The sequence below is a fragment of the Pyxidicoccus sp. M15 genome, from assembly GCF_056858435.1.
The window spans coordinates 9713207-9736461 of record NZ_CM166495.1 but is presented as its reverse complement, the minus strand read 5'-3'; the positions used below and the strand labels follow the sequence as shown (position 1 = coordinate 9736461).

Here is a 23255-nt window from a genome sequence, read left to right as displayed (position 1 = left end):
CCGGTGAGCACCACCGGATGACGCGCGAGGGTGGTCCTGGACGATGCTCCGGGACCACCCTTCGCGTTTGGGGCGCGGCGTGATTCCGACCTGCCGAGGCGTACCGCTTTTCGCGAGTCAAGAGGCGAAGTGCTCCCACCGCGCCGCACCGCGTGCACGCCAGCCCGCTGCGTAAGTGCGCGTCAGGACTCGGCGGCGCCTCATCCCGCTACAGGCTCGTAGCGGAATACTTGCCAAAGCGTGGGACTTGCTGATGATTGTGGAGGTTGGGGGTGCGCGCGCTGCACCGCGCCGCTCCAGCCGAAAGGACCGCCATGGATCAGTTCGATCAGAACAAGCAGGCCGCCAAGATTCGGGTCGTGGGGGCAGGTGGGGCCGGCTGCAACGCGGTCAACACGATGATTCTGTCGAAGCTCGACCGGGTCGACTTCATCGCCGCCAACACCGATGTCCAGGCGCTCGCGGCGAGCAAGGCCCCGACGCGCCTCCAACTCGGCCAGACGCTGACGAAGGGCCTGGGCGCGGGCGCCAACCCGGAGATGGGCCGCGAGGCCGCGCTGGAGTCGAGGGACCAGATTGCCGCGGTGCTCGAGGGCGCCGACATGGTGTTCGTCACCGCCGGCATGGGCGGCGGCACCGGCACGGGCGCCGCGCCCATCATCGCGGACATCGCCAAGAGCCTGGGCTGCCTCACGGTGGGCGTCGTCACCAAGCCCTTCCTCTTCGAGGGCAACAAGCGCCGCAAGCAGGCCGAGCAGGGCATCGTGGAGCTCAAGGCCGCGGTGGACACCCTCATCACCATTCCGAACCAGCGCCTGCTGTCGCTCTCCAACGAGCCGATGCCGCTCCTGGAGACCTTCAAGCGCGCGGACGAGGTCCTGCTGAACGCCGTGCAGGGCATCAGCGACCTCATCCAGTACCACGGCTACATCAACGTGGACTTCGCGGACGTGAAGACCATCATGAGCGACAAGGGCCTGGCGCTCATGGGCACCGGCCACTCGTCCGGTGACAAGCGGGCGCTCACCGCCATGCAGCAGGCCATCTCCAGCCCGCTGCTGGAGGACGTGTCCATCGACGGTGCCACCGGCCTGCTCATCAACATCACCGGCGGCCGCGACATGACCCTGCAGGAGGTCAACGAGGCCCTGACGCTGGTGCACGACGCGGCCGACAGCGAGGCGGAAATCATCTTCGGCTCGCTCATCGACGACCAGATTCAGGACGAGGTGAAGATCACCATCATCGCCACCGGCTTCGTCCACCGCGACGCGCCCAAGGTGCGTGCGGCGCCGACGGTGGTTCAGGTGCCGTTGTCCCGGCCGGCTCCGTCCGTGCTCGCCGCCACCCGCGAGGAAGTGGCCAGCCTGGTGCCCGCCAAGGGCAGTGCGCCCCGGCCGCTGCCCGCCGTGGAGAGCGGCAAGGCCATGAGCACCCGCACCTCGGTGGTGAAGGAGGCCGCGCTGCCGCTGGACGAGGACCAGTTCGACATCCCCACCTTCCTCCGGCGCCAGGGCCAGACGGAGCTGCCGTAGCGCTTGGGAAGGGGAGGGGCGCGGCGGGCCGGTACTAGCGGCCCGGAAGCCGCGCCACGCTCGCCTCGTCGCGGCCGGCCAGCGTGTCCGCGCGGTCGAAGAGGTCATCCACCTCCTCGTACAGCGCGTCGACCCGCTCCGGCCGGCGGGGCGCGGGCAGCACGCCGCCGCCGGACAGCTCGTCCAGGCGCGCGCTGGCGCGCTGCAGGAGCTGGAGGGCCTTCAGCAGGGACAGGCCGCGCTGCGTGCCGTCCGGCGTGAAGAGGGTGCCGCTCTGGGTGAGGGTCTCCAGCGTGGTGCGGACGCTGCGGACGCGGTCCGCCTGCCGGGAACGGTAGATATCCAGCCGCCTGGCGCGCCGCGCGCGGTGCAGATCGACGACGCCTTCAGGGCCTTGGGACGAGGGGGGCTTCACGGGCGGCAAGGTACGTCAGGGCCTCGCAAGGCCGCAAATTTACGGGATTGTACCGACCTGTTGCGCGCTCGCCCGCGCCCTTGTCATGGGAGGGGTCGAGGGTTAGGTTCGCCGCCCTTCGAAGGGGAGGCCGACCGCCATGTTCCAGAAGCTGCTCATCGCGAACCGGGGAGAGATTGCCCGCCGCATCGGCGTGGTGGCTCGGGGGATGGGGCTCAAGACTGTCGCCGTCTATTCAGACGCGGACGCGGAGCTGCCGTTCGTGAAGGAGGCGGACGAGGCCGTGCGCATCGGCCCCGCCCCGGCCAAGGACAGCTACCTCAACGTCGCCGCCATTCTCGAGGCCGCGAAGCAGACGGGCGCCCAGGCCGTGCACCCCGGCTACGGCTTCCTGTCCGAAAATGGAGAGTTCGCCCAGGCCTGCGCGGACGCGGGGCTCGCCTTCGTGGGCCCGCCCCCGGCGGCCATGGCGCGGATGAAGGACAAGAGCCAGGCTCGCAAGATGGTGGCCGCGGCCGGCGTCCCGGTGGTGCCCGGCAGCGACGGCGTGGTGCCGGACGTGGCGGGCGCGCTGGCGGCGGCGGAGCGCATCGGCTACCCGGTGCTGTGCAAGGCCGCCAGCGGCGGCGGCGGCATCGGCATGGCGGTGGCGAAGGACGCCGCGGAGCTGGAGAAGGTCTTCCGCCAGTGCACGGACCGGGCGAAGGCCGCCTTCGGCAAGGAGGGCGTCTACCTGGAGCGCTACTTCCCGGCGCCCCGCCACATCGAGGTCCAGATTCTGGGGGACCACCACGGCCACCTCATCCACGGCCTGGAGCGCGAGTGCTCCATCCAGCGCCGGCACCAGAAGGTGGTGGAGGAGGCCCCCTCCGTGCTGTTCGCGGACGGGAAGAACGCCGCCCTGGCGCAGACGCTGTTCACCGCCGCCGTCACCGCCGCGAAGACGTTCGGCTACGCCAACGCCGGCACGGTGGAGTTCCTCTACTCGGACGGACAGGTCTACTTCATCGAGATGAACGCCCGGCTCCAGGTCGAGCACCCGGTGACGGAGCTCACCACGGGGCTGGACCTCATCGGCTGGCAGCTGCGCATCGCCGCGGGCGAGCACCTCACGGTGAAGCAGGAGGACGTGAAGCGGCGCGGAGCGGCGCTGGAGTTCCGCATCTACGCCGAGGACCCGGTGAAGTTCTTCCCTTCGCCGGGCCCCCTCAAGGTCTTCCAGCCCCCCACGGGCGAGGGCGTCCGGCTGGACTCGGGCTATGGCGAGGGCAACACCGTCACGCCGAACTACGACCCGATGATTGCCAAGCTCATCATCAGCGGCGACACGCGCGCGCAGGCGATTGAGCGCTCCGTGGCGGCGCTGCAGAACTTCCGCATCGAAGGCATCAAGACGAACATCCCGCTCCACCTGCGCATCGTGCAGGATGCGGCCTTCCGGGCCGGCGAGCTGGACACGCACTTCCTGGAGCACCACGCGAAGCCGGCGTAGAGCAGCCGGGGCACCAGCTCCAGCCCCACCCACCCCTGAGGAGGCAAGGTTCCATGGCGGACGTCGCGGCGCACATCACCGGTACGGTGTGGAAGATCGAAGTGAAGGTCGGCCAGCAGGTCAACGCGGGCGACACGCTCGTCATCCTCGAGTCCATGAAGATGGAGATGCCGGTGGAGGCGGAGGAGGGCGGCACGGTGAAGGAGATTCGCTGCAAGGAGTCCCAGTCGGTCAACGAGGGTGATGTCCTCGTGGTGCTCGGCTAGCGGTGGAGTCGTCGTCGGGAGCTTCGTCGGAGCCGTCGCTCCACGTGGAGGACCGTGAGGGCGGCATCCGCGTCCTCACGCTGTCCCACCCGGCCCGGCGCAACGCACTCAACGACGCGCTGCTGGCACGGCTGGACGCGGCGCTGGAGCCGGCCCCGCACGTGCGCGCGCTGCTGGTGCGCGGGGCGGGCGGCACCTTCTGCTCCGGCTATGACTTGACGCGCCTGGGGCCGCCCGGCGAGGACGGCCTCCTGCCGGATGACCCGCTGGTGGCGTGCCTCCTCAAGCTGGAGGGGCACCCGGTGCCCAGCGTGGCGCTGGTGCAGGGCGCGGCGGTGGGCGCGGGCTTTGACCTGGCGGCCTCGTGTGACTTCCGTGTCGGCACGCCGGACGCCGTCTTCCTCATGCCTCCGGCGCGGCTGGGCATCGTCTACTCACCGGAGGGGCTGGCCCGGGCGGCGCGGCTGGTGGGCTTCTCCCGCGCCAAGCAGCTGTTCCTCACCGCGCGCAAGCTGGACGCGCGCGAGGCGCTCGCCTGGGGCCTGCTGGACGAGTGCCTGGAGCCCGCCGACGCGGAGGCCCGCGCGCTCGCGCTGTGCGCCACGCTGGCCGGCCATGCGCCGCTCGCGGTGTCGGGGATGAAGGAGTCCTTCGGCCGGCTGGCGCGCGCCCCGCTGGAGGACGCGGACCGGGCGCGCCTGCGCGAGCTGCGCGCGGCGGCCTTCGGCAGCGAGGATGCGAAGGAGGGGCGGGCGGCCTTCCTGGAGAAGCGCCCGCCCCGCTTCACCGGCCGCTAGTCACACACGGCCGGGAGAAGGGTTGCACCGAGAAGACTCAGGTGTCGCCGAACAGCTCGCCCATGCGCAGCTGGAGCGCCGAGGCAATCTTGTACAGCGAGGAGATGGACGCGGAGGACTCCGCGCGCTCGATCTGGGACAGCAGCGACACGGACAGACCGGTGCGCCGCGCAAGCTGCTTGAGCGTGAGCTCCTGCGTCTTGCGCGCGTCGCGGATGGTGCGGCCGATGGCGCGGTGCAGGTCCGCCTCCGGGTCCTGGGACAGGCCTTTCTTCTGGAGGGCGTTGCGGACCGCGGTGATGAACTGCTCCGGCTCCATCGGCTTCTTCACGTAGTCGGAAGCCTGGGCCTTCAGTGATGCGACGGCCGTGTCCACCGTGGGGTACGCGGTGGCGACAATCACGGCGACGTCCGTGTCGTACTTGCGAATCTGCTCGAGCACTTCGGTCCCGGACATCTGCGGCATCATCATGTCCAGGATGACCAGGTGGAAGTCCGAGCCGCGGAGGATCTCCACTGTCTGCGTGGGGTCCGTCGTGGTTACGACCTCGTAACCTTCGCGGGTCAGCACCAGCTTGAGGTAGTCGCAGTTGTCCTGCTCGTCATCAACCACCAGGATGCGAATCTGCACAGCGTCTCCTCGCTGCAGGTGAAGTTCAATTACATCAGGCCGGAGCGGAAACCGTGGAGGCTCCGACGGCACACCACTACTTCTTCTCGTAGTTCTCCACGATGCCCTTCACTGTCTTGAATCGCGGATGGTCGGGAGAGGCCAGCTTCAGGAAGCGGCGGTAGTACTCCGCGCCTTCGTCGGACTGGTTGTTTCGCGCCAGGGCGGACCCGAGGAACGCATAGCAATCCACCGTCTTCGCATCGAGCTCGATGCACCGACGGAGGCTCTCGATGGCCCGGGAGTAGTTCTTGGCCTGGATGTGCTGCTTGCCTTCGGCCAGGGCCTGCTCGGCCGGCGACAGCTCCCCGGTCTCCTGCTGGGGGGTACCGGAGGTGGGGACGGTGCTGGGGGGCGCGGGGGGCGGAGTCGCCGCGGCGGCGGCGGCCGCCTCCTTCTTGCGGGCATCCGCCACCTGCGCCACCAGCTTCTCGTGCTCGGCCGCGAAGAGCCGGGTGTCGGCGCTCTCGTTCAGCGCCGTCTCGGCGTCGGCGAGCTTGCCGCTTGCCAGCGCGGCGCGGGCATTGGCCAGCCGCTCCTCCACCCGCTGCTCCGCCTTGGCCAGGCCCAGCAGCTTCTCCGCCTCCGCCGGCCGCCGGCCCTGCGCGTCCTTGGCATTGGAGAGGTAGTCCTGGGCCTTGGTGAACTCGCGGGCGTCGATGGCCTCCTGGGCCATGGCCAGCCGCTCCGCGAGCGAGGGACCCGTCGGCTCGGGAGCTGCCTCGGGCGGCGCCTCCGGAGGCTTCGCGGCGGTGTCCGGCTCGGTGTCGGGGGGCTGCCGCTCCTGCGTGGGCGGCTCCGGGTCCGTCCCCTGCTGCGCCACGGGCGCCACGGGGGGCTCCGAGGGCTGCATGCGCATGTAGTAGAAGCCCGCGGCAGCGACGCCCAGCAGCAGGGCGACGAACCCCGCCACCAGTGGCATCTTCGAGCGCGAGCCGCCCTCACCGGCGGGAAGCTCGTCCGCGGCGTCTCCGGCGTGGAGGAAGCGCAGCTTCACGTGCCCCAGCTCGATGACGTCGCCGGAGCCGAGCGTGGCCTGGGCGTAGCTCTCGCCATTGACGGTCAGCCCGTTGGCGGACTGCATGTCGATGACGCGCCACTCACCGCCGTCCTCGCGCACCAGCTTGGCGTGCGTGCGCGACAGCGAGCGATGATCCAACGTGATGTCGTTGTCGTCGGTGCGCCCGATGCGCAGCTCCGTGCGGATGCAGGCGAACTCCTGACCCTTGAGCTCATCCGGGGTCAGCACCAGCAGGCGCGGCGCGTCCTCGGCGGGCACGTCCATCAACTTGCGGGGGCGGTCCGCCTCCACCTGATCCAACCGGATGATGGAGGTGGAGTGCCGGCGCACCTCGGCGGAGGACGGCGGGGTGTGGTCGTGCTCGTCCCCGTCCCCCTCGTCCTCGGCGGCGGGAGAGGCGGAGGCGTCGTCTTCCTCCTCCTGTTCCTCCTGCTCGCCCATGGGCTCGAGCGCGGGCTCCGTCTTGCGGAGGGCAGAGGGTACCTTGGTCGTGATGGGGCCTGACACGCTGGCAGCGCCTTCGGCGGTCTGCAGGGCCAGGTCGTAGTCGCCGATCTGGATCAGGTCACCCTCTTTCAGGGGCGACTGACCCGCGATCCGCTCTCCGTTGATCCGGGTGCCATTGTAGCTCCCCAGGTCTTCCACCACGACGTGGCCATTCAGTCGTACCAATCGTGCGTGACGACGGGACACATTGCGTTCCGTCAGGCGGATGGTGTTTCCCTCCTGACGGCCAATGGTGATCTCGTCACGCACGAAGGGAACAACGGTCTTGCGCCCTTCGTCGTCTTCGATGATGAGCTTCAGCACGGGTCCGATCCGCGTACAGTCATAGCAGAACGGGCTTTACCTGCACAAGCCATGTATCCCCCTCAAAAGACAGGGCTTTCTCCCCAAGAGGAGGGGCAACCGGGCCTGTTGTCCATCGGTCAGTCGGCCGTGACGGGGGGGCCGGGAGGGTGGCCCTGGGTCACATTGGCCCTCGCGGTGGTGCTGGTGGGGGTGCACGGGGTGTTGGCCCTCGCCGGGCCGGTGGACGTGGACGCGCTGGTGCGGTGGGGGGCCAAGGCGGGGCCGCTGGTGGTGGAGGCAGGTCAGCCGTGGCGGCTGGTGACAGCCAACTTCCTGCACCGGGACTGGCCGCACCTGGGGCTCAACCTGCTGGTGCTGGTGGCGGCCGGCACGGCGCTGGAGCGGGTGTGCCGGCGCCGTGACTACGCCGCCCTGCTGGGGGCCGCGGGGCTGATCACCATGGCGGGCTCGCTGGGGTGGTCGGGCGCGGTGAGCGTGGGGGCCTCGGGGCTCGTCTACGCGTGCGTGGGCGCGCTGCTGGTGCTGAGCCGGCGCTACCGGGGGCGGCTCGCGAAGTCGCGGTGGATGTCCGGGGAGAGCGCGCTGCCCACGGTGCTCGTCTTCCTCTGGATGGGGTGGACGTCGGTGGGCGTGGACAACGCCGGGCACCTGGGCGGGCTGCTCACCGGGCTGCTCGTGGGCGCCTTCCTGGAGCCGCGAGCGCTCAGCCGGGGGCTCGTCCGCCCGGTGGGGCTCGTCATTGTCGCGGGCCTGGTGGCGGCGCTGGTGGTGGGGGAGCGCTCCGGCTGGCGGCTGGAGCGCGACGACACCTTCGGCGTGTCGGTGCTGTTGCCGGAGGGCTGGCGCGGCGAGGAGGACGGGCAGGGCAGGCGTTCCTTCTCCAACGGCTTGCCGGGCCTGGGGCGGGCCACCTTCTCCGCGGAGGTCATCGAGGTCGGCGAGCCCGGGGACGGCGCGGTGCAGGCGCGGCACTTCGAGGAGGAGACGCTGGTGCCCGGCGCGCCGGGGCCGGAGGGGCGGACGCTGAAGGTGACGGGGCCCGTGCCGACGCGGGTGGGCGGCCGGGACGCGCGGCGGGTGCGCGCACGGCTGGAGGGGCCGGGCGGGGACACGTTCCTCCTGGCCTTCTTCGTGCCGCGCGGCGAGTGGGTGTACCGGCTCGTCTTCACCTGGCCCGCGGCGTACCCGGACTACGAGGCGGTGGTGGACCGGATGGTGGCGGAGCTGCGCTTCGGCGAGCCCGCGCTGCTGCGCGAGGCCCGGGCGCGGGCGCTGCTGGTGCCGGGCGCACCGGGGCCGCTGCGGGTGCTGGGCGGCGAGCTGCGCCGCTGGGGGCAGGCCGAGGCCGCCGTGGGGCCGCTGACGGACGCGGTGCGGCTGGCGCCCTCGCACGTGGAGACGCGGGTGGAGCTGGCGCGGGCGCTCTTCGAGACGGGACGCGTGGACGAGGGCTGCCACGCGGCGGCGGAGGCGCGGGTGTACGGGCCCTCGGACACGGGGGCGCTGGAGGCCGGCGTGCGCTGCGAGCTGGCGCGCGGTGACGTGGCGCGCGCGCTGGAGCGCCTGGAGGAGGCGCGGCGGGTGGACCCCCGGGACGCGCGGCTGCGCGCCGCGGAGGTGTCGCTGCGGGCCGTGCTGGAAGCCCCGGCCCGTCCGTGAGGACGACCGGGCGCTCCGCGTGGGGGAGCGCCCGGCCTCGAGTGCCGTCAGTCCTCGTCCTTGAGCAGGAAGTCGTTGTTGATGACCTTGAACGACAGCCTGCCGCCGCCCAGCGTGGGCGAGGGCCGCTCGACGAGGGGCCTCACCACGATGCCCTCCTTGCGGTTCTTCGTGCCCGGGTAGAAGCCCTGGGCGAGCGTCAGGTAGTGCTCCAGGCCGTGGTCGAACGTCCGCGCCGCCTCGCCGGTGACGACATGCTCCACCGGCACGGTGCGCAGCCCGTGCTCAGCGCAGAAGGCGATGAAGTCCGCATGGCCCAGGAAGCGGCCCGTGCGCGTGTCGTGGACGCTGAAGATGAACAGGTCCGGCTCGGTGAGGCCCAGGCGGTTCTTCTGGATGCCGGGGCCGCACAGCTCGCCCTGCACCGCGAAGCCCGGGGGCAGCACGGTGTCGAGCGCGTACTTCGCCGCCGCGCTCCACACCGGGTTCGCCCCCCGCCGCAGCGCCCAGTTGCGCGAGCACGCCACCAGCTCGCCCTCCAGCGGCCGGAAGAACGTCGCCGAGGAGCCGTCCAGCTTCGTCGTCACGAAGAAGTCGTGGCCGCGCAACTCTTCCAGGACGCCCAGCGCCGACTGGAGGCGGATTTCGTCCGTCCTCGGCACCTGGCCCGGGAAGGGCCCGGCGACCTCCCGGATGTCGGGCAGCGCCGGCTCGAACTTCACGACGCCGAGCGCGTCGCGCACGTCCGTCCCCTGGGCCGGCACCTCGCCGGAGAGGATGGACGTGGGCAGCGCGAGCCCCTGCGACAGCACGCCCCTCAGGCGCGCCGTCTTCACCCGGAAGCCCCTCGGCCGCAGGAACTCCGCCCACGGCTGGCCCTCCGGCAGCAGGCTGTCGATTTCGAAGAAGACGCACGCGTCGCCCGGGGCGAACTCGCCCTTCTTCACCACCACGTCCCAGCCCATCACCCGCGCCTTCACGATGTTGTCGGCTCCGGGAATGGGCTCCACGTGGTCGATGCACTGAATCGAAACGAGCTTTCTCTCCATGTCGCCCTCCTTCCCGCCGGCAATGGCGCCGGGGCTCCCAGGGGACGGGAGTCGCCCTCCGGACTGACAGCAGTCTACGCGACGGCCAGGGCCGCCTTCGACGGCGCCCGTCTGGCAACGCGTCACCACCGCGCGCTGAAGGCCCGCACCGCGAGCGCGGCGCCCGCCGTCCACTCGCTCCCCCTCGCGAGCCCCGCGTCCCGGTGCACGTACGCGCCGGACACCTGCAGCACCACCGGCTGGTCCTCCACCGCGAACAGCACCCGCTCCACGCCCGCCCCGGCCCGAGCGCGGAAGAACGTGCCACCCTCGAAGCCCAGGCTCCAGCCCGCCAACCCGGACGCGTGCAGCGCCCACAGCCCGTCGGCGGACTCCAGCCCCGTGTCGAGCATCAGCGTGGTGAAGGGCGACACCGTGTGCTCGTTGCCGTCGCGCGAATGCCGCAGCGTGTGGCTCGCCGCCGGTCCCACGGCCAGCCACACGCGTGCCGTCTCCGCGCGCACCGGGTCCACCAGCAGCCCCACGCGCGCCGTCTCCAGCGTCCAGCCCGGGCCCTCCCAGACGCGCCGCTCCAGGTGGCCCAGGCGCGGCGCCAGCGTCACGTCGAAGGGGAAGGGGATGCGCACCGGGCGCGCGGTGGGCAGGAGGATGAAGCCCTCCTCCAGGTGGCGGCGCAGCGTGCCGTCATAGGCCGTGGCGGTGAGCCCGCGCTGCTCTCCGCCCCAGGCCTCCACGCCCAGCAGCCGGTGGCTGTTGAACCAGGGCGTGCCCTTGCTGCGGCTGGTGCGCCCCGTGCGGATGAGCACGCCGGCTCGCAGGGACTGCGCTCCCTCGCCGTCCCGCACGCGCAGGCCGGTGCCCAGCAGCAGCCCGTCTCCCGGGTCGAAGCAGATGGGGAACCGCCCCCCTCGCTCATCCGTGCGCAGGCAGGCCTCCGTCTCCGAAGCCGGGGACGCCTCCGTGGCCGTGGAGGCGAGCAGCAACGCCAGTCCGAGCGCGAGCACGCGCCTACTCCCTCGCGGCCGTGGCCATGGGGGCCGAGCGGCGCGCCGGGGCCCACAGCGAGAAGCGCAGCCCCGCGGAGGCCGACCACTCCCACCGCGCCGGGACGTTCCTCAGGTCCTCACGCCACGCGCCGCGCCCGTCCACCACCAGGCTCAGCGGCTGGTCGTTGATGGCCAGGAGGATGAGCTCGTAGCCGGCCTTCACGCCCAGCCGCTCGGGCCGCAGCGGGCGGCCCTCCACCGCGCGGGCCAGCAGCACCTTCTCCGCCTCCACGCCCAGGCGCAGGTGGTGGAAGCCGTCGCGGTCCAACGTCAAATCCCCCTCCAGCACCGCGCCCGGCACCAGCGTGGTGAAGCCGTTCTTGTAGTCGCGCTCCACGGACGGGCCGGCGCGCACGCGCACGTAGGACACCATGTCCTTCGAGTGCCACAGGTCCAGCGTCGCGTGCACCGCGCCCCAGGTGAGGAAGCCCGCCTCGGCGCCCTCGCGCTCCAGCTCCTCCACGCCCAGCACCTCCATCCACAGGCCCAGGTTGATGTTGATGTCGTACCGCCGCGGCTCACCGAAGAAGGTCGTCACGCGGAAGAGCGGCTTGGCGCGCTCCACGCTGAAGTCGTAGCGCATCAGCGTCGTCTCGAAGGACGGCAGGCCCAGGAACAGCTCCGTCTCCAGGAGGCGCAGCCGGTGCAGCAGCTTCCCCTCGCCCTTGAGCTCCATGGAGATGCCGAAGTCCGCGCGCATGCGGCCCTCCACCTCACCGTTGCGCCACAGCGGAGCCCAGGCGCCGCCCAGCCACAGGCGCCGGTTCAGGTCGAAGTTGAACTGCATCACCCGCCCGCGCTCGTCGCGGTACCAGCCCAGGGGCGCGTCGGCGACGGCGGGCTCCAGCCGGTACGTCTTCAGCCAGCGCGCGTCCTCGAAATAGGACTCGTCGGTGCAATGCCCCACCCGCTCCAGCGGACGCTCGGTCTCCACTCCGTCCGCGTCCAGCTCGTACATCGGCGCCACGAGGCACCGCTTCGTCGAGTCCATGCACTGCGCCCGCCACTTCCCCGACGGCACCGCCTTCGTCGGCGGCAGCGTCAGGCATACGGTGGCGATGTCCGGTCTCTGCACGGGAAGGGGCGAGGCCGGGGGCTGGATGACGGGAGGGCTGGCGGGTTGCTCGCCCAGGTGGGACAGGCGCTCCCGGGCCTGGGTCTCGGCGTCGTCGCCGCCTCCTGCCTGTGCGAGCAGGAGGGCACATCCCAGGGCCACGGCAGGTGCGAGCATGATGTCTCCTCGAAGGGGGCGGCCCGGGGCAGAAGAAAATCGGGAAGGGCCTGCGCGGGCAACCGTTACAAAGCCCGTGCCCCCGGCCGGTCTCCGGGCTTTCGCGGGGTTGGACTCCCCACACCGTGCAGGCTCCTGCACAATGGCGCGTCCCCCTGCACACCCCGGTGCCCCGTGGCCGTGGTCGACCGGAGGGGGCGGCGGGGATATAAGGCCGCGGTCCGTGCCCTGTCGCGCGGCCCATCCGCCCGAAACGACTCAAGGAGCTTCAGCCCGTGGCGAGCGAAGGCGAACAGCAGCGGGAGCAGACCTTCACCGAGGCCGTCCTCGGCAAGGAGACGCTCTCGGCGAATTGGATGAAGCGGTGGTTGGCGCTGTCCTTCAGTGCGCGCGTCGTGGTGGCCACGGCCGGCTTCGCGGCGCTGCTCTTCCTTCCCTACCTGGGGGCGGTGGGGCTCTGGGACTGCTGGGAGACGCACTACGGCGAGGTGGCTCGGATGATGATCGAGCGCCGCGACTACGTGTTCCCCTTCTGGGAAGGCTCCTGGTTCTTCTCCAAGCCGCCGCTCACCATGTGGATGCAGGCGCTGGGCATGGAAGTCGTGGGCACCGTGCGCACCGAGGGCGCGCTGGGCCTGTACACCGAGTGGGGCATGCGCGTGCCCTTCGCCCTGCTGAGCATCGCCGCGGTGGCGCTGCTGTCGCTGGCGGTGGCGCGCGTGGTGAGCCGCCGCGCGGGCCTGGCCACCGGCTTCATCCTGGCCACCATGCCGCTGTACTTCCTGCTCACCCGGCAGACGGTGACGGACACCCCCTTCGTCACCACGTTCATCTGCGCCATGGCGTGCGCGCTCATCGGGCAGCTGGATGAGACGACGAAGCACCGCGCCGCGTGGTGGTACGGCTTCTACTTCTTCGCCGGCCTGTCCACGCTGGCCAAGGGCCTGCTGGGCGTGGGCCTGCCCGCGGTCATCCTGGTGCTGTACGCCATCCTGGCCGTCATCCCCTGGGACGGCGCCAGCCTGGAGTCACACCTCAAGTGGCTGACGAGCAAGGGCTTCCGCAAGGACGTGCGCGAGGGCCGCAAGGCCATGCCGGTGCTGTGGGGGCAGATGTTCCGGATGCACCTGGGCACGGGCATCCTCGTGTTCCTCGCGGTGGCGGTGCCCTGGTACCTCACCATGTCCCTGTTCAAGAACGTGGACGATGAGGGCAAGCTCTTCTGGTACCGCTTCTTCGTCCACGACCACCTCAACCGCCTCACGGCGGGCGTGCACACCACCACGCCGGGCGGCAGCTTCATCTACTTCATCGAGCAGGGCGGCTACGCCATCTTCCCCTGGGTGGCCCTGCTGCCGGGCGCCTTCGCCGTCGTCTCGCGGCTGAAGCTGCGCTCGGCGAGCAAGGCGGACCACCTGGCCCTCATCGCCGTGCTGTGGGTGGCCTTCTCGTTCTGGCTGCTGGCCTCCAGCGCCACCAAGTTCCACCACTACGTCTTCCCCGTGCTGCCGGGCCTGGCCATCCTCCTGGCGCTCTTCGCCGACCGGCTGTGGGAGGAGGGCATCTCCGCGCACGCGGTGAGCCTCATCTTCGGGCTCGTGCTCTTCGTCCTCGTGGGCAAGGACCTGGCGGAGAACCCGAAGAACTTCACGGACCTGTTCGTCTACAACTACGACCGCCCGTACCCGCAGGACCTGGTGACCAAGCCCATCGCCTTCTTCGCCTCGCGCCCGCTGTGGACGGGCGACCTGGTGACGCTGGTGCTGCTGGCCTTCGGCGTGTACCTGTCCCTCGACGCCTTCTCGACGCGCTCGAAGGACAAGGCGACGCCGGGCTCCCGCACGGTGGCGCTGCTGCTCCTGCTGTGCGGCGCGGCCATGCTGGGCGCGGTGGCGTCGCAGGCGCAGGTGTCTGCGGAGGCCCTGCTGGGCCTGGCGCTGCTGGCCTCGGGAGGCTTCCTGGCCTGGCAGACCACGCGTCCGGACACGCAGGGGCGCTCCTCGCTCCGGATGCTGGCGGGCCTCATCGCGCTGGCGGGCGTGGCGCTCGCGGTGCGCGGCTTCCGCCAGCCGGTGGCGGAGGACTCGCTGCTCAAGGCGCTCTCCGAGCCCGTCAACATCAAGAGCACCCTGGGCTTCACCTTCGCGGTGGCCGGGGCGCTGGCGGTGGTGGCGGCCGTCCTGCGCGCGCGGGTGATGCTGTTCGGCACCTTCTGGGCGCTGGCCGCGGGCGTGGCCCTCTGGTTCAACTGGAGCCACTGGGTGGACCTGTCCCACCACTGGACGCAGCGCGACCTCTTCTGGCGGTACTACGCGCAGCGCAAGGCGGACGAGCCCATCGTCGCGTTCATGATGAACTGGCGCGGCGAGACGCTCTACTCGCGCAACACGGTGGAGCAGTACCGCAGCACGGACTCCAACACGCGCATGCGCAACCTGGCGGCGCGGCCCGGCCGCGAGTGGGTGCTGGTGGAGCACAACCGGCTCAACCTGCTGCGCAACGCGGTGGGCGCGGACAAGGTCGTCACGCCCGTGGACCGGGACATCAACAACAAGTTCGTCCTGGTGACGGTCGATTGAGCGGTATCCACGTCGAGGGCCTGGGAAAGCGCTTCGGGGACCGCACGGCGGTGGAGGGACTCTCCTTCCACGTGCGGCCCGGTGAGGTGTTCGGCCTGCTCGGGCCCAACGGCGCGGGGAAGACCACCACGGTGCGCATGCTCACCGGCCTGCTCAGCCCCAGCGAGGGCGTGGCCACCGTGTGGGGCCACCGCGTGGACCGCGACGGCGAGTCGCTGCGCAAGGTGGTGGGGCTGCTCACCGAGCAGCCCGGCCTCTACGACAGGCTCACTGCCCGGGAGAACCTGCGCTTCTTCATGAAGCTGCACGAGCTGGACGAGGCGAAGGCGTGGCCTCGCGCGCAGGACTACCTGCGCCGCTTCGGGCTGGGCGGGCGCGACGCGGAGCCGGTGGGCGGCTTCTCCAAGGGCATGCGCCAGAAGCTGGCCATCGTCCGCACGCTGGTGCACGACCCGCAGGTCATCTTCCTCGACGAGCCCACCAGCGGCCTGGACCCGGAGTCCGCGCGCACGGTGCGCGACGCGGTGGCGGAGCTGGCGTCGGAGGGGCGCACCATCGTCCTGTGCTCGCACAACCTGTCGGAGGTGGAGCGGCTGTGCGAGCGCGTGGGCGTGGTGAAGCGCCGGCTCTTGGCCATTGGCCCGGTGCGCGAATTGCGGCGCGCGGGGCAGGCGCTGGACGTGCGCGTGGAGGGCGAGGCGGAGCGCTTCCTCAACGTGGTGACGTCGCTGCCCTTCGCGCCCAACGTGCTGGCGGAAGGGGCGCGGCTGCGCGTCATGCTGACGGACGAGGCGCACGCCCCGGACGTGCTGGCGTGCCTGGTGGGCGCCGGGGCGCGGGTGCACAGCGCGGTGCCGGCCCAGCGGCCGCTCGAAGAGGTGTACCTGGACCTGCTGCAAGAGGGGAGGGGGTAGCCCATGGCGTTCCGTCCCCGGCGGGCGATGGCGGTCTTCTGGAAGGACTTCCTGGACCTGCGGAAGAACGTGGGCCTGCTGGCGTCCATGGCGGTGCTGCCCACCGTCATGGTGCTGGTGCCCATCGGCGTCGTCTGGTCCTACGTGCGCACGCCCAACCACGCGGACCTGCGCAGCGTGGCGCTGTTCTATGACCCCAGCCTGCCGCTGGGGGCGAGCGCGGCGCGCTTCCTCATCGACAAGACGCTCACCGACTGGTTCGGCATGTTCCTGGTGATGCCCGTCTTCGTCCCCATCCTCATCGCCTCGCAGAGCGTGGCGGGGGAGAAGGAGCGGCGCACGCTGGAGCCGCTGCTCGCCTCGCCGGTGACGGCGGCGGAGCTGGTGACGGGCAAGAGCCTGGCGGCGCTGGTGCCCGCGGTGGTGATTACCTGGGTGGCCTTCCTGTTCTTCTGCGTGGGCGTGGACATCGTCGCGTGGCCGCTGGTGCAGATGCCGCTGATGCCCAACGCGCTGTGGACCTTCGGCGTCTTCGTCATCGCCCCGCTGTTCGCCTTCTTCGGCAACGGCGTCGCAGTGCTCATCTCCGCGCGGGTGAGCGAGGCGCGCATGGCGCAGCAGCTCTCCGCGCTGGTGGTGCTGCCCCTCGTCGGCATGGTGGGCGGACAGGTGGCCGGCTTCCTCAAGGCGGGGCTGGGCTACTACGCGCTCCAGGGCGCCGTGGTGCTGGTGCTGGACGCCATCCTCTTGTGGGCGAGCATCCGCCTGCTGGACCGTGAGCGCCTCGTCAGCCGCTGGGGCTGACGTCCGCTACCGGGCCCTGAATGGCCGCCGGAAGGGCGAGCGGCTAGGCAATGGCCAGTGAAACTGGCATGTTGCGAGCAAGCAGCCGGGCGAAGGCGGGCGCGCTTTCGTCGTGGGTGCCACGTTCTTAAGAGGGGCGGGTGGCGGCGCGGGTTGACCGGCTGCCGACGCGGCCACGGAGGCGCTGACGAGCAATGGGTATCTTCGACAGCATCAAGGGCGAGGCGAAGCGCAACTTCATCGCGCGGGCGGACTCGGCGAAGGGCGAGATCATCTACAAGTATCCGGAGAACAACATCCGGATGCTGACCCAGCTGACCGTCGACGCCGACGAGGTCGCCCTCTTCGTGAAGGACGGCAAGGTCGAGGGCAAGCTGGGGCCCGGGCGGCACACGCTCGACACCAACAACATCCCCTTCCTCGCCCGGTTGATGGAGAGCTTCACCGGCGGCAACCTCTTCATCTCCGAGGTCTTCTTCGTCTCGGTGCGTGAGGTGGCCGGCGTGAAGTTCGGCGGGCCCATCGGTGACGTGAGGGACCCGGAGACGGGCCTGGGCATCGGCACCATGGTCTACGGCGACTTCTCCATCCGCGTGACGGACCCGGAGAAGCTGGTGGTGGGCCTGGTGGGCATGGGCCGCACCAGCAACGACGAGCTGCTGGGCTGGTTCAAGAACCAGGTGCTCAAGGTGACGCGCGACCGCATCGCCGAGCTGCTGGTGAAGAAGCGCTGGCCGCTGCTCGACGTGACGAGCGGCGCGTACACGGAGGAAATCGAGACCGAGGTCATCGGCGGGCTGAAGCCGCACGTGGACACCTACGGCCTCACCGTGGTGCGGATGGGCAACTTCCACGTCAGCATCAAGCCGGAGGACGAGGCGACGCTGAAGAAGCTGTCCAAGGACGTGGCGTACTCGCGCCTGGCGGGCGGCTTCCAGCAGTACGCGCAGGGGCAGGCGATGCTCGGCGCGGCCGAGGGCATGGCCAAGGGCGGCGGCGAAGGCGGCGGCGGTGCCGGCAACGCGCTGGGCGGCATGGGCATGGGCATGGGCTTCGGCATGGCCCAGCAGTTCATGAACCAGCAGGGCCAGCAGCAGCGCCCGCAGGAGCCGGCGCCCCAGGCGGCTCCCGCCGACACGCGCAGCCCCGCGCAGCGCCTGAAGGAAATCAAGGAGCTGAAGGACGCGGGCGTGCTCTCCGACGAGGAGTACAACGCCAAGCGCGCGGAGCTGATGAAGCTCCTGTAGTGCCGCGCTGACCGCGCTTCCCGGGGACAGGCTCCCGGGAGGATTGAAGGCCTCCGTCCTCGAGCAGGGCGGGGGCCTTCGCCGTTTCAGGGCTTCAGCGTCCGTCACCCGCCTGCGGCACCGGCGTCTTCGGTGCGGCCTGCTTCTGCTCGGGCGGCGGGGTGAACTCCTCCAATCCGGGTGCCGGGGGCGGCTGGGTGAAGTCCTCCAGCCCGGGCGCCGCGGGGAGGATGGCGTCCTCCACGCCCTCCAGGTGGAGCTTCATCGGCACCTGGAGCGTGGTGCCCAGCCGCAGCAGCAGCACGTCCGGGGAGATGGTCTTCTCGCCAATCGCCTCGGCCACCTCGCGCGCGGACAGCGCGTTGCCCTTCGCCCACAAGTCCCTGAGGAACTGGCCGGACTGCGTCGAGCGCCACCACGCCGGGCCGAAGCGCGCCTTGAGCTGCGCCTGGAGCTGCCCCGCGAGGAACCACGCGCGGAAGCTGTCCGCGGACTGGAAGAAGTCCTCCTGGTCCACGAGGTAGCGCGCCACGTCCTCGTCCGTCATCGGGATGTCGTCGGTGCGCGACATGACCTCGCGGTACAGCTCCTTCGGGTCCGCCTCCACGCGCCGGTGCAGCTCCAGTTGGTACAAGAGCCGCCCCGCCGCGTGACGGATGAGGTACAGCTTGTGCGCGCTGGACGCCGCCAGGTACTTCGAGCGCTGCTCGCCCGCGACGCCCGCGTGCTCCTCCAGCCACACCGGGTCCTCCACCAGGTCCTCGAAGAGCGCCGAGTACGCCTCGCCCACCGTGGGGTTGCCCAGCCGCGCCAGCTCGAAGCGCGTTTCCTTCGTGAAGGCCGAGTGCAGCGCATGTCCGAACTCATGCAGCACCCGGGCCTGGTGCAGCACGCCCGAGCCCGGCTTGAACGACAGCCGCACGTCGTCCGGCACCCGCACCGCCAGCGCCAGCGGGCGCGAGCTCTTGCGGGGCAAATCCCGCGAATCAATCTTCACGTTGGGCAGCTCTTCCAGGTCGATGTTCATCCCCGACAGCGTGCCGTGCGCCTTGAGCAGCGACTCGCCCTTGGGGAAGGCGTCCTCCACCTCGCGCGAGCGGAACAGCCGGGGGATGTCCGCGCGGGTGATGTCCTTGAAGGGCATGCCCAGCTCGCGCTGGCTCAGCCGCTCCATCACCACCCGGTACGGCGCCTGCGTGGCCTGGAGGATTTCCTCCGCCAGCACGCTCAGCTTCCCCAGGTCCGCCTGCCGCAGCTCGCCGCCGAAGGCCTCGTACGAGGCGAAGCCCAGCTCGCGCACCAGCTCCTCCGCGCGCTCCTCCTTCCGCCGCAGCGTCTGGTTGAGCCGCTCAATCGCGGGCGTGGCCGCCGCGTACATGGCGCGCCGCCGCGCCACCGTCCGCTCGTTGGCGAGCAGCCGCTCCAGGTCCCGGTAGCGCAACTCCTTCCCGTCGACAGTGAAGGTGAGGGACGCCTCCAGGTTGGCGGCCGCGTCGTTGAACTCGGCGAGCGCGCGCGAGAGGTACTCGCCGGCGAAGTGCGAGTGCAGCGCGGTGAGGGCGCGCACCTCGCGTGCGTCCGTGGTGAGCTGCCGGAGCCGGTCGATTTTGCGGATGTTCTCGATGCTGAACAGGGCCTCCTTGCCCGCGTACGTCCCGGCGACGTCCACGTGGCGGCCCTCCGTCCAGAAGACCCACACCAGCCGGTGCTGCGCCTCCAGGAGCGCCTCGGCCTGCGTGGTGAGGTCCTTCACGTCGGCGGTGAGCTGCTGCTGCTCGGAGAGCGCCTTCCGGGCATCCGCCGGTGGACCCTTGGGACAGGCGGTGATGCAGAAGGCAACAGCGAGCAGCAGGGGAATCCTTGGGTGCATGTGGGGCCTCATGTTACTTCCGCGCTGCCCATGCCCAACCTTTCTCAATGGCGGGCTGCCCGGGGGCGTCAGGCCCTCTACTCCGCCCTGCGACGTTTCTTCGCCTCCCATGACTACCTGGAGGTGGAAACGCCGCTCCTCATCCCCGCGCCCGGCATGGAGCCGCACATCAACGCCTTCGAGGCCGGCTTCATCCCGGAGACCGACGTCGGCCGCGCCCGCACCCTCTACCTCCACACCAGCCCCGAGTACGCGATGAAGCGCCTGCTCGCCGACGGGGCGGGGCCCCTGTTCCAAATCTGCAAGGTGTTCCGCAACGGTGAGGTATCCCCCACCCACAACCCGGAATTCACGATGCTGGAGTTCTACCGGCCCCGGGCGGACTACCACGACATCATGGAGGACCTGGAGGGTGCGCTCGCCGAGGCGGGACGCAGCGCGACGGAAGGGGAGCCCGGCGCGGACCCGGCCTTCTTCACGCGCACGCCCTACGAGCGGCTCACGGTGCGTGATGCGGTGCTGCGCGCCACGGGGGTGGACATCCGCGTCCATGCGGACGGGCCCTCGCTCAAGCGGGCGGCCGAGGCCGTGGGCGTGCGCACCGGCGACTCGGAGAGCTTCGACGACGTCTTCTTCCACCTCTTCCTGCAGCGGGTGGAGACCGGGCTGGGCCACGAGCGTCCCACCTTCCTGATTGAGTACCCGGCGTCCATGGCGGCCCTCTCCCGGCTGAAGCCCGGGGACCCTGCGGTGGCGGAGCGGGTGGAGCTGTACGCGAAGGGCCTGGAGCTGGCGAACGGGTTCTCCGAGCTGACAGACCCGCAAGAGCAGCGGGCCCGGTTGGTGGAAGAACAGGAACTCAGGCGTCGGCTGGGGCGGTCCGTGTATCCACTGGACGAGCGGTTCCTTGACGCGGTAGGTCGAATGCCGCCCTCGGCGGGCATCGCCGTGGGGCTCGACCGAATCCTGATGTTGCTGCTCGGGGTCCAGCGCATCTCGGATGTCCTCCTCTTCCCCGCCCACGAGTTCGTGTGATTCGCAAACTCCTGCAGACGGCGTTCGCCGGCTCGGCGGCGGTGGGCCTCACGGGCGTGTTCTCCACGGTGGTGTCGGCGCTGTCGCTGCGGGAGGACGTGGAGCGCGCGGACCAGGCCCTGGTGCTGTGGGGCCGCTCGGTGCTGGCGTCGGCGGGGGTGCGGCACGAGGCGGTGGGGCTGGAGAACATCCCGGCGGAAGGCCACGTCGTCTTCGTGAGCAACCACCAGTCGCATTTCGACGCGCCGCTGAACTTCGCGCACATCCGCAAGCACACGCGGTACGTGGCCAAGGCGGAGCTCTTCAAGATTCCGGTGTTCGGCGCGGCGCTGCGGCGCGCGGGCAACATCCCGGTGGAGCGCACAGGGGGCCGGGGTGACAGGGACCGCCTGTCCGAGGCCGCGCGGGCCGTGCGCGAGCGGGTGAGCGTGCTCTTCTTCGCGGAGGGCACGCGCAGCGAGGATGGCCTGCTGCGGCCGTTCAAGAAGGGGGCCGCGGCGCTCGCCATCCAGGCGGGCGTGCCGGTGGTGCCCCTGGCCGTGTCAGGCACACGGCTCATCCTTCCCAAGGGAGGCCGCGCGGTGCGGTGGGGCCAGCGCGTGGCGCTGGTGGTGGGCAAGCCCATCCCCACCGAGGGCCTGACGCTTCAAGACCGCGACGCGCTCACGCGCCAGCTGGAGGACGCGGTCGCTCAACTCTATGCCGAGGCGTGCAAGCGCTCGGGAGACGTCCCATGAAGAAGCCCGTACAGACCACATCCCAGGCTCACCCGTGGCATGGCATCACGCCCGGGGACGAAGCCCCTTCCATCGTCACCGCGTACATCGAAATCGTCCCCACGGACGCCGTGAAGTACGAGCTGGACAAGGAGTCCGGCATCCTGAAGCTGGACCGGCCGCAGCGCTTCAGCAGCCAGTGCCCCACGCTCTACGGCTTCATCCCGCAGACGTACTGCGATGACCTGGTGGCGAAGCGCTGCGCCGAGCGCACGGGGCGCAAGGACATCCAGGGCGACCGCGACCCGATTGATATCTGCGTGCTGACGGAGAAGGTCATCTCCAACGGCAACCTGCTCGTGCGCGCGGTGCCCATTGGCGGCTTCCGGATGGTCGACGGCAACGAGGCCGACGACAAGATCATCGCGGTGCTGGAGTCGGACCTGGTGTACGGCGAGCTGCAGCACATCGCCCAGCTGCCGCGCGCGCTGCTGGACCGGCTCAAGCACTACTTCCTCACCTACAAGCAGATTCCGGGGGAGGGGAAGCGCAGCGTGGAAATCGCCGAGGTCTACGACCAGCCCGAGGCGCTCGAGGTCATCAAGCGCAGCATGAAGGACTACGAGCGGCTCTACGGCCCGAAGGGCAACATGACGGAGAGCCGTGCGCGGCCGGCGCGCAAGGCGCGCACGCGGGCCCGCGCGAGCTAGCGGACCTCGAGCAGCCGCACGCGCTTGTAGATGCGGCGGTCCAGCGGCATGCGGGTGTCGATGAAGCCGAGCGCTTCGTCGAACTCGAAGGTGAAGGACGGGATGGGCGGGCTGATGGAGATGATCAGCTCGAACTGCCACAGGCTGGTGATGCGCTCGCGGTTGCCCACGGCTTCTGCGGGCGGTGGGGGCAGCTTCTCCGCCGCGGCGCGCACGTCCTTGATGGCTTCCTGGTCCACCTCGGGCTGGTGGCTGGGTTCCACGAGCTTCACGTCCAGGAGCTGTCCCTGCGCGTCCTGCACCACGCGGATGACGGCGCGGCGGGTGGCGCGGAACTCCTCGCGCATCTTCTGCCGCAGCTCGCGTCGGGTCTGCAGCGTGGCGTCTCCCGCCGTACTGACGGGCCTGCGCCGGTCCCCCTCCGGTGCGTCCTTCGCGCCGAAGGAGCCCGAGTTGCCGTAGTGCTCCGCGCGCTCCATCCAGATGCGCGAGTAGGCCCGGCCGCGCTCCATGCCCATGTCGAAGTAGCCCTGCAGGCCGTGCTCCTTCACCGAGCGGTCCGCGTCCCACGCCTTCATCAGCGCCTTGCCGAGCTGGCTGAAGTACGGGTGCACGAGCCCGCGCTCCACCTTGCCCCGGCCGATGCCCTCGGAGACCAGGTCCTGCACGAGCGCCTGCGCCGAGTCCCGCGGGTCCGGTACTCCCGCGTCGAGCGTGGCCACCGGGTCTCCCCGGTCCACCGGCGCCGTCACCGCTCGCGCCGCGAGCAACAGCCGCGAGCCCGTCCCTTCCGCGCGGGGCATGTCCGTGGGGAACAGGTCCGCTCGCTGCCCCTCCGCGCGGGGCATGTCCGTGGGACGGGGTTCCGCTGGCTGCACGTCGGCGCGAGGGGACACGTCCGCTCGTGGCACGTCCGAGGGCGGGGCCCCGTCCGTTCGGGGGCGGGCCACTTCAGCCCGGGCCACCTCGGCGGGAGGTGTGTCTGGAGCCTTCGGGCTGTCGCCGCGCGGAATCGCTGACGGTGGGGGCGGGGCCGTCCGTGGCCTGTCCTCGCGCGGCCCCTTCATGTCCGGGGAGGGAGGGGCCGGAGCCTCCGCCACGGCAGCCGGCTTCGGTGCGGGCGGGGGCTCGGGCGCATTCGGCCCGGCCACCTCCACCTCGACCCACTCCACCGGGGACGCAACCGGCGCCGGAGCACGGCGCACCTCACGGGACTCCCCGAGTACGAGGAGCCACAGGAGCCCATGGACGCCAAGACTGGCCACGAGCGCGAAGAGGAGTCGTCGAGAGGGAGCCGGCGACATGGCCCCTGCTTTTAACCCCGCCTGCTCTCCGCGCCCGTGAAACCGTGGGGCAAAAGGGGGGAAGGGTAGGAAAGACCACCCT

At 70.7% G+C, this 23255-nt stretch carries 20 protein-coding genes; 12 read left to right on the top strand and 8 right to left on the bottom strand.

What is annotated here, in order from left to right; translation table 11 throughout:
• Positions 1–314: 314 nt before the first annotated feature.
• The gene (gene ftsZ, locus ACX9TP_RS35975; protein WP_482975174.1) at positions 315–1535 is read left to right on the top strand and encodes a cell division protein FtsZ; all 1221 of its coding nucleotides are present in this window, start codon (positions 315–317) and stop codon (positions 1533–1535) included.
• A gap of 34 nt (positions 1536–1569) precedes the next feature.
• Here the strand turns inward: ftsZ and ACX9TP_RS35970 are convergent, their stop codons facing one another.
• On the bottom strand, positions 1570–1959 hold the full coding sequence (locus ACX9TP_RS35970; protein ID WP_482975173.1) for a hypothetical protein: 390 nt from the start codon (positions 1957–1959) through the stop codon (positions 1570–1572).
• A 130-nt stretch (positions 1960–2089) separates the two neighbouring features.
• Here ACX9TP_RS35970 and ACX9TP_RS35965 point away from each other — a divergent pair, with 130 nt between their 5' ends.
• Genes ACX9TP_RS35965 through ACX9TP_RS35955 form a run of 3 tightly spaced genes read left to right on the top strand, consistent with a single transcriptional unit; the run spans position 2090 to position 4505 of the window.
• On the top strand, positions 2090–3442 hold the full coding sequence (locus tag ACX9TP_RS35965) for an acetyl-CoA carboxylase biotin carboxylase subunit (protein ID WP_482975172.1): 1353 nt from the start codon (positions 2090–2092) through the stop codon (positions 3440–3442).
• Positions 3443–3495: 53 nt separating this feature from the next.
• Positions 3496–3708 (top strand): biotin/lipoyl-binding carrier protein, encoded by a 213-nt coding sequence (locus ACX9TP_RS35960; protein ID WP_482975171.1) that lies wholly within the window; start codon positions 3496–3498, stop codon positions 3706–3708.
• Positions 3709–3752: 44 nt separating this feature from the next.
• Positions 3753–4505, top strand: coding sequence for an enoyl-CoA hydratase/isomerase family protein (locus ACX9TP_RS35955; RefSeq protein WP_482975170.1), 753 nt, complete (start codon positions 3753–3755; stop codon positions 4503–4505).
• Between the two features lie 37 nt (positions 4506–4542).
• Here ACX9TP_RS35955 and ACX9TP_RS35950 read toward each other — a convergent pair whose 3' ends face one another.
• Together ACX9TP_RS35950 and ACX9TP_RS35945 are read right to left on the bottom strand one after the other, a co-directional pair.
• A complete protein-coding gene (locus tag ACX9TP_RS35950; protein WP_002634367.1) occupies positions 4543–5136 on the bottom strand; it encodes a response regulator in 594 nt (197 codons plus the stop codon).
• 76 nt (positions 5137–5212) lie between these two features.
• Entirely contained in the window at positions 5213–7006 is a 1794-nt protein-coding gene (locus tag ACX9TP_RS35945) for an FHA domain-containing protein (protein WP_482975169.1), read from the bottom strand.
• Between the two features lie 51 nt (positions 7007–7057).
• On the opposite strand from ACX9TP_RS35945, the gene ACX9TP_RS35940 reads away from it, so the two are divergent.
• The gene (locus ACX9TP_RS35940; protein ID WP_482975168.1) at positions 7058–8668 is read left to right on the top strand and encodes a rhomboid family intramembrane serine protease; all 1611 of its coding nucleotides are present in this window, start codon (positions 7058–7060) and stop codon (positions 8666–8668) included.
• 47 nt (positions 8669–8715) lie between these two features.
• On the opposite strand, the gene ACX9TP_RS35935 is transcribed toward ACX9TP_RS35940, so the two are convergent.
• From ACX9TP_RS35935 to ACX9TP_RS35925, 3 genes are all read right to left on the bottom strand, one after another.
• Positions 8716–9717: an RNA ligase (ATP) gene (locus ACX9TP_RS35935; RefSeq protein ID WP_482975167.1), complete on the bottom strand. Its 1002-nt coding sequence runs from the start codon at positions 9715–9717 to the stop codon at positions 8716–8718.
• A gap of 122 nt (positions 9718–9839) precedes the next feature.
• Entirely contained in the window at positions 9840–10721 is an 882-nt protein-coding gene (locus tag ACX9TP_RS35930; RefSeq protein WP_482975166.1) for a hypothetical protein, read from the bottom strand.
• A gap of 4 nt (positions 10722–10725) precedes the next feature.
• Positions 10726–11994: a hypothetical protein gene (locus ACX9TP_RS35925; protein ID WP_482975165.1), complete on the bottom strand. Its 1269-nt coding sequence runs from the start codon at positions 11992–11994 to the stop codon at positions 10726–10728.
• Positions 11995–12269: 275 nt separating this feature from the next.
• On the opposite strand from ACX9TP_RS35925, the gene ACX9TP_RS35920 reads away from it, so the two are divergent.
• From ACX9TP_RS35920 to ACX9TP_RS35905, 4 genes are all read left to right on the top strand, one after another.
• Positions 12270–14573: an ArnT family glycosyltransferase gene (locus ACX9TP_RS35920; protein ID WP_482975164.1), complete on the top strand. Its 2304-nt coding sequence runs from the start codon at positions 12270–12272 to the stop codon at positions 14571–14573.
• Positions 14570–15487, top strand: coding sequence for an ABC transporter ATP-binding protein (locus tag ACX9TP_RS35915; RefSeq protein ID WP_482975163.1), 918 nt, complete (start codon positions 14570–14572; stop codon positions 15485–15487). Before ACX9TP_RS35920 ends, ACX9TP_RS35915 begins: the two co-directional genes overlap by 4 nt.
• A 3-nt stretch (positions 15488–15490) precedes the next feature.
• Positions 15491–16291: an ABC transporter permease subunit gene (locus ACX9TP_RS35910; RefSeq protein WP_482975162.1), complete on the top strand. Its 801-nt coding sequence runs from the start codon at positions 15491–15493 to the stop codon at positions 16289–16291.
• 194 nt (positions 16292–16485) lie between these two features.
• Positions 16486–17538 (top strand): SPFH domain-containing protein, encoded by a 1053-nt coding sequence (locus ACX9TP_RS35905; protein WP_482975161.1) that lies wholly within the window; start codon positions 16486–16488, stop codon positions 17536–17538.
• A gap of 94 nt (positions 17539–17632) precedes the next feature.
• On the opposite strand, the gene ACX9TP_RS35900 is transcribed toward ACX9TP_RS35905, so the two are convergent.
• Entirely contained in the window at positions 17633–19408 is a 1776-nt protein-coding gene (locus ACX9TP_RS35900; protein ID WP_482975160.1) for a gluzincin family metallopeptidase, read from the bottom strand.
• 30 nt (positions 19409–19438) lie between these two features.
• Here ACX9TP_RS35900 and epmA point away from each other — a divergent pair, with 30 nt between their 5' ends.
• The 3 genes from epmA to ACX9TP_RS35885 are packed head-to-tail and all read left to right on the top strand — an operon-like array spanning position 19439 to position 21869.
• Positions 19439–20443 (top strand): EF-P lysine aminoacylase EpmA, encoded by a 1005-nt coding sequence (epmA, locus tag ACX9TP_RS35895; protein WP_482975159.1) that lies wholly within the window; start codon positions 19439–19441, stop codon positions 20441–20443.
• Entirely contained in the window at positions 20440–21180 is a 741-nt protein-coding gene (locus ACX9TP_RS35890; protein ID WP_482975158.1) for a lysophospholipid acyltransferase family protein, read from the top strand. Before epmA ends, ACX9TP_RS35890 begins: the two co-directional genes overlap by 4 nt.
• Positions 21177–21869: an inorganic pyrophosphatase gene (locus ACX9TP_RS35885; protein WP_482975157.1), complete on the top strand. Its 693-nt coding sequence runs from the start codon at positions 21177–21179 to the stop codon at positions 21867–21869. The genes ACX9TP_RS35890 and ACX9TP_RS35885 overlap by 4 nt, the downstream gene beginning before the upstream one ends.
• Here ACX9TP_RS35885 and ACX9TP_RS35880 read toward each other — a convergent pair.
• Positions 21866–22765 carry an energy transducer TonB family protein gene (locus tag ACX9TP_RS35880; RefSeq protein ID WP_482975156.1) on the bottom strand — a complete coding sequence of 300 codons (900 nt, stop codon included), beginning with the start codon at positions 22763–22765 and terminating at the stop codon, positions 21866–21868. The genes ACX9TP_RS35885 and ACX9TP_RS35880 overlap by 4 nt on opposite strands.
• Between the last annotated feature and the right edge of the window lie 490 nt (positions 22766–23255).

What these genes read in the sequence shown, in the direction of transcription:
- ACX9TP_RS35885 (WP_482975157.1), top strand. Translation starts at nt 21,177, where the DNA reads ATGAAGAAGCCCGTACAGACCACATCCCAGGCTCACCCGTGGCATGGC.
- ACX9TP_RS35910 (WP_482975162.1), top strand. Translation starts at nt 15,491, where the DNA reads ATGGCGTTCCGTCCCCGGCGGGCGATGGCGGTCTTCTGGAAGGACTTC.
- epmA (WP_482975159.1), top strand. Translation starts at nt 19,439, where the DNA reads ATGCCCAACCTTTCTCAATGGCGGGCTGCCCGGGGGCGTCAGGCCCTC.
- ACX9TP_RS35940 (WP_482975168.1), top strand. Translation starts at nt 7,058, where the DNA reads ATGTATCCCCCTCAAAAGACAGGGCTTTCTCCCCAAGAGGAGGGGCAA.
- ACX9TP_RS35905 (WP_482975161.1), top strand. Translation starts at nt 16,486, where the DNA reads ATGGGTATCTTCGACAGCATCAAGGGCGAGGCGAAGCGCAACTTCATC.
- ACX9TP_RS35935 (WP_482975167.1), bottom strand. Translation starts at nt 9,717, where the DNA reads ATGGAGAGAAAGCTCGTTTCGATTCAGTGCATCGACCACGTGGAGCCC.
- ACX9TP_RS35965 (WP_482975172.1), top strand. Translation starts at nt 2,090, where the DNA reads ATGTTCCAGAAGCTGCTCATCGCGAACCGGGGAGAGATTGCCCGCCGC.
- ACX9TP_RS35900 (WP_482975160.1), bottom strand. Translation starts at nt 19,408, where the DNA reads ATGCACCCAAGGATTCCCCTGCTGCTCGCTGTTGCCTTCTGCATCACC.
- ACX9TP_RS35925 (WP_482975165.1), bottom strand. Translation starts at nt 11,994, where the DNA reads ATGCTCGCACCTGCCGTGGCCCTGGGATGTGCCCTCCTGCTCGCACAG.
- ftsZ (WP_482975174.1), top strand. Translation starts at nt 315, where the DNA reads ATGGATCAGTTCGATCAGAACAAGCAGGCCGCCAAGATTCGGGTCGTG.
- ACX9TP_RS35960 (WP_482975171.1), top strand. Translation starts at nt 3,496, where the DNA reads ATGGCGGACGTCGCGGCGCACATCACCGGTACGGTGTGGAAGATCGAA.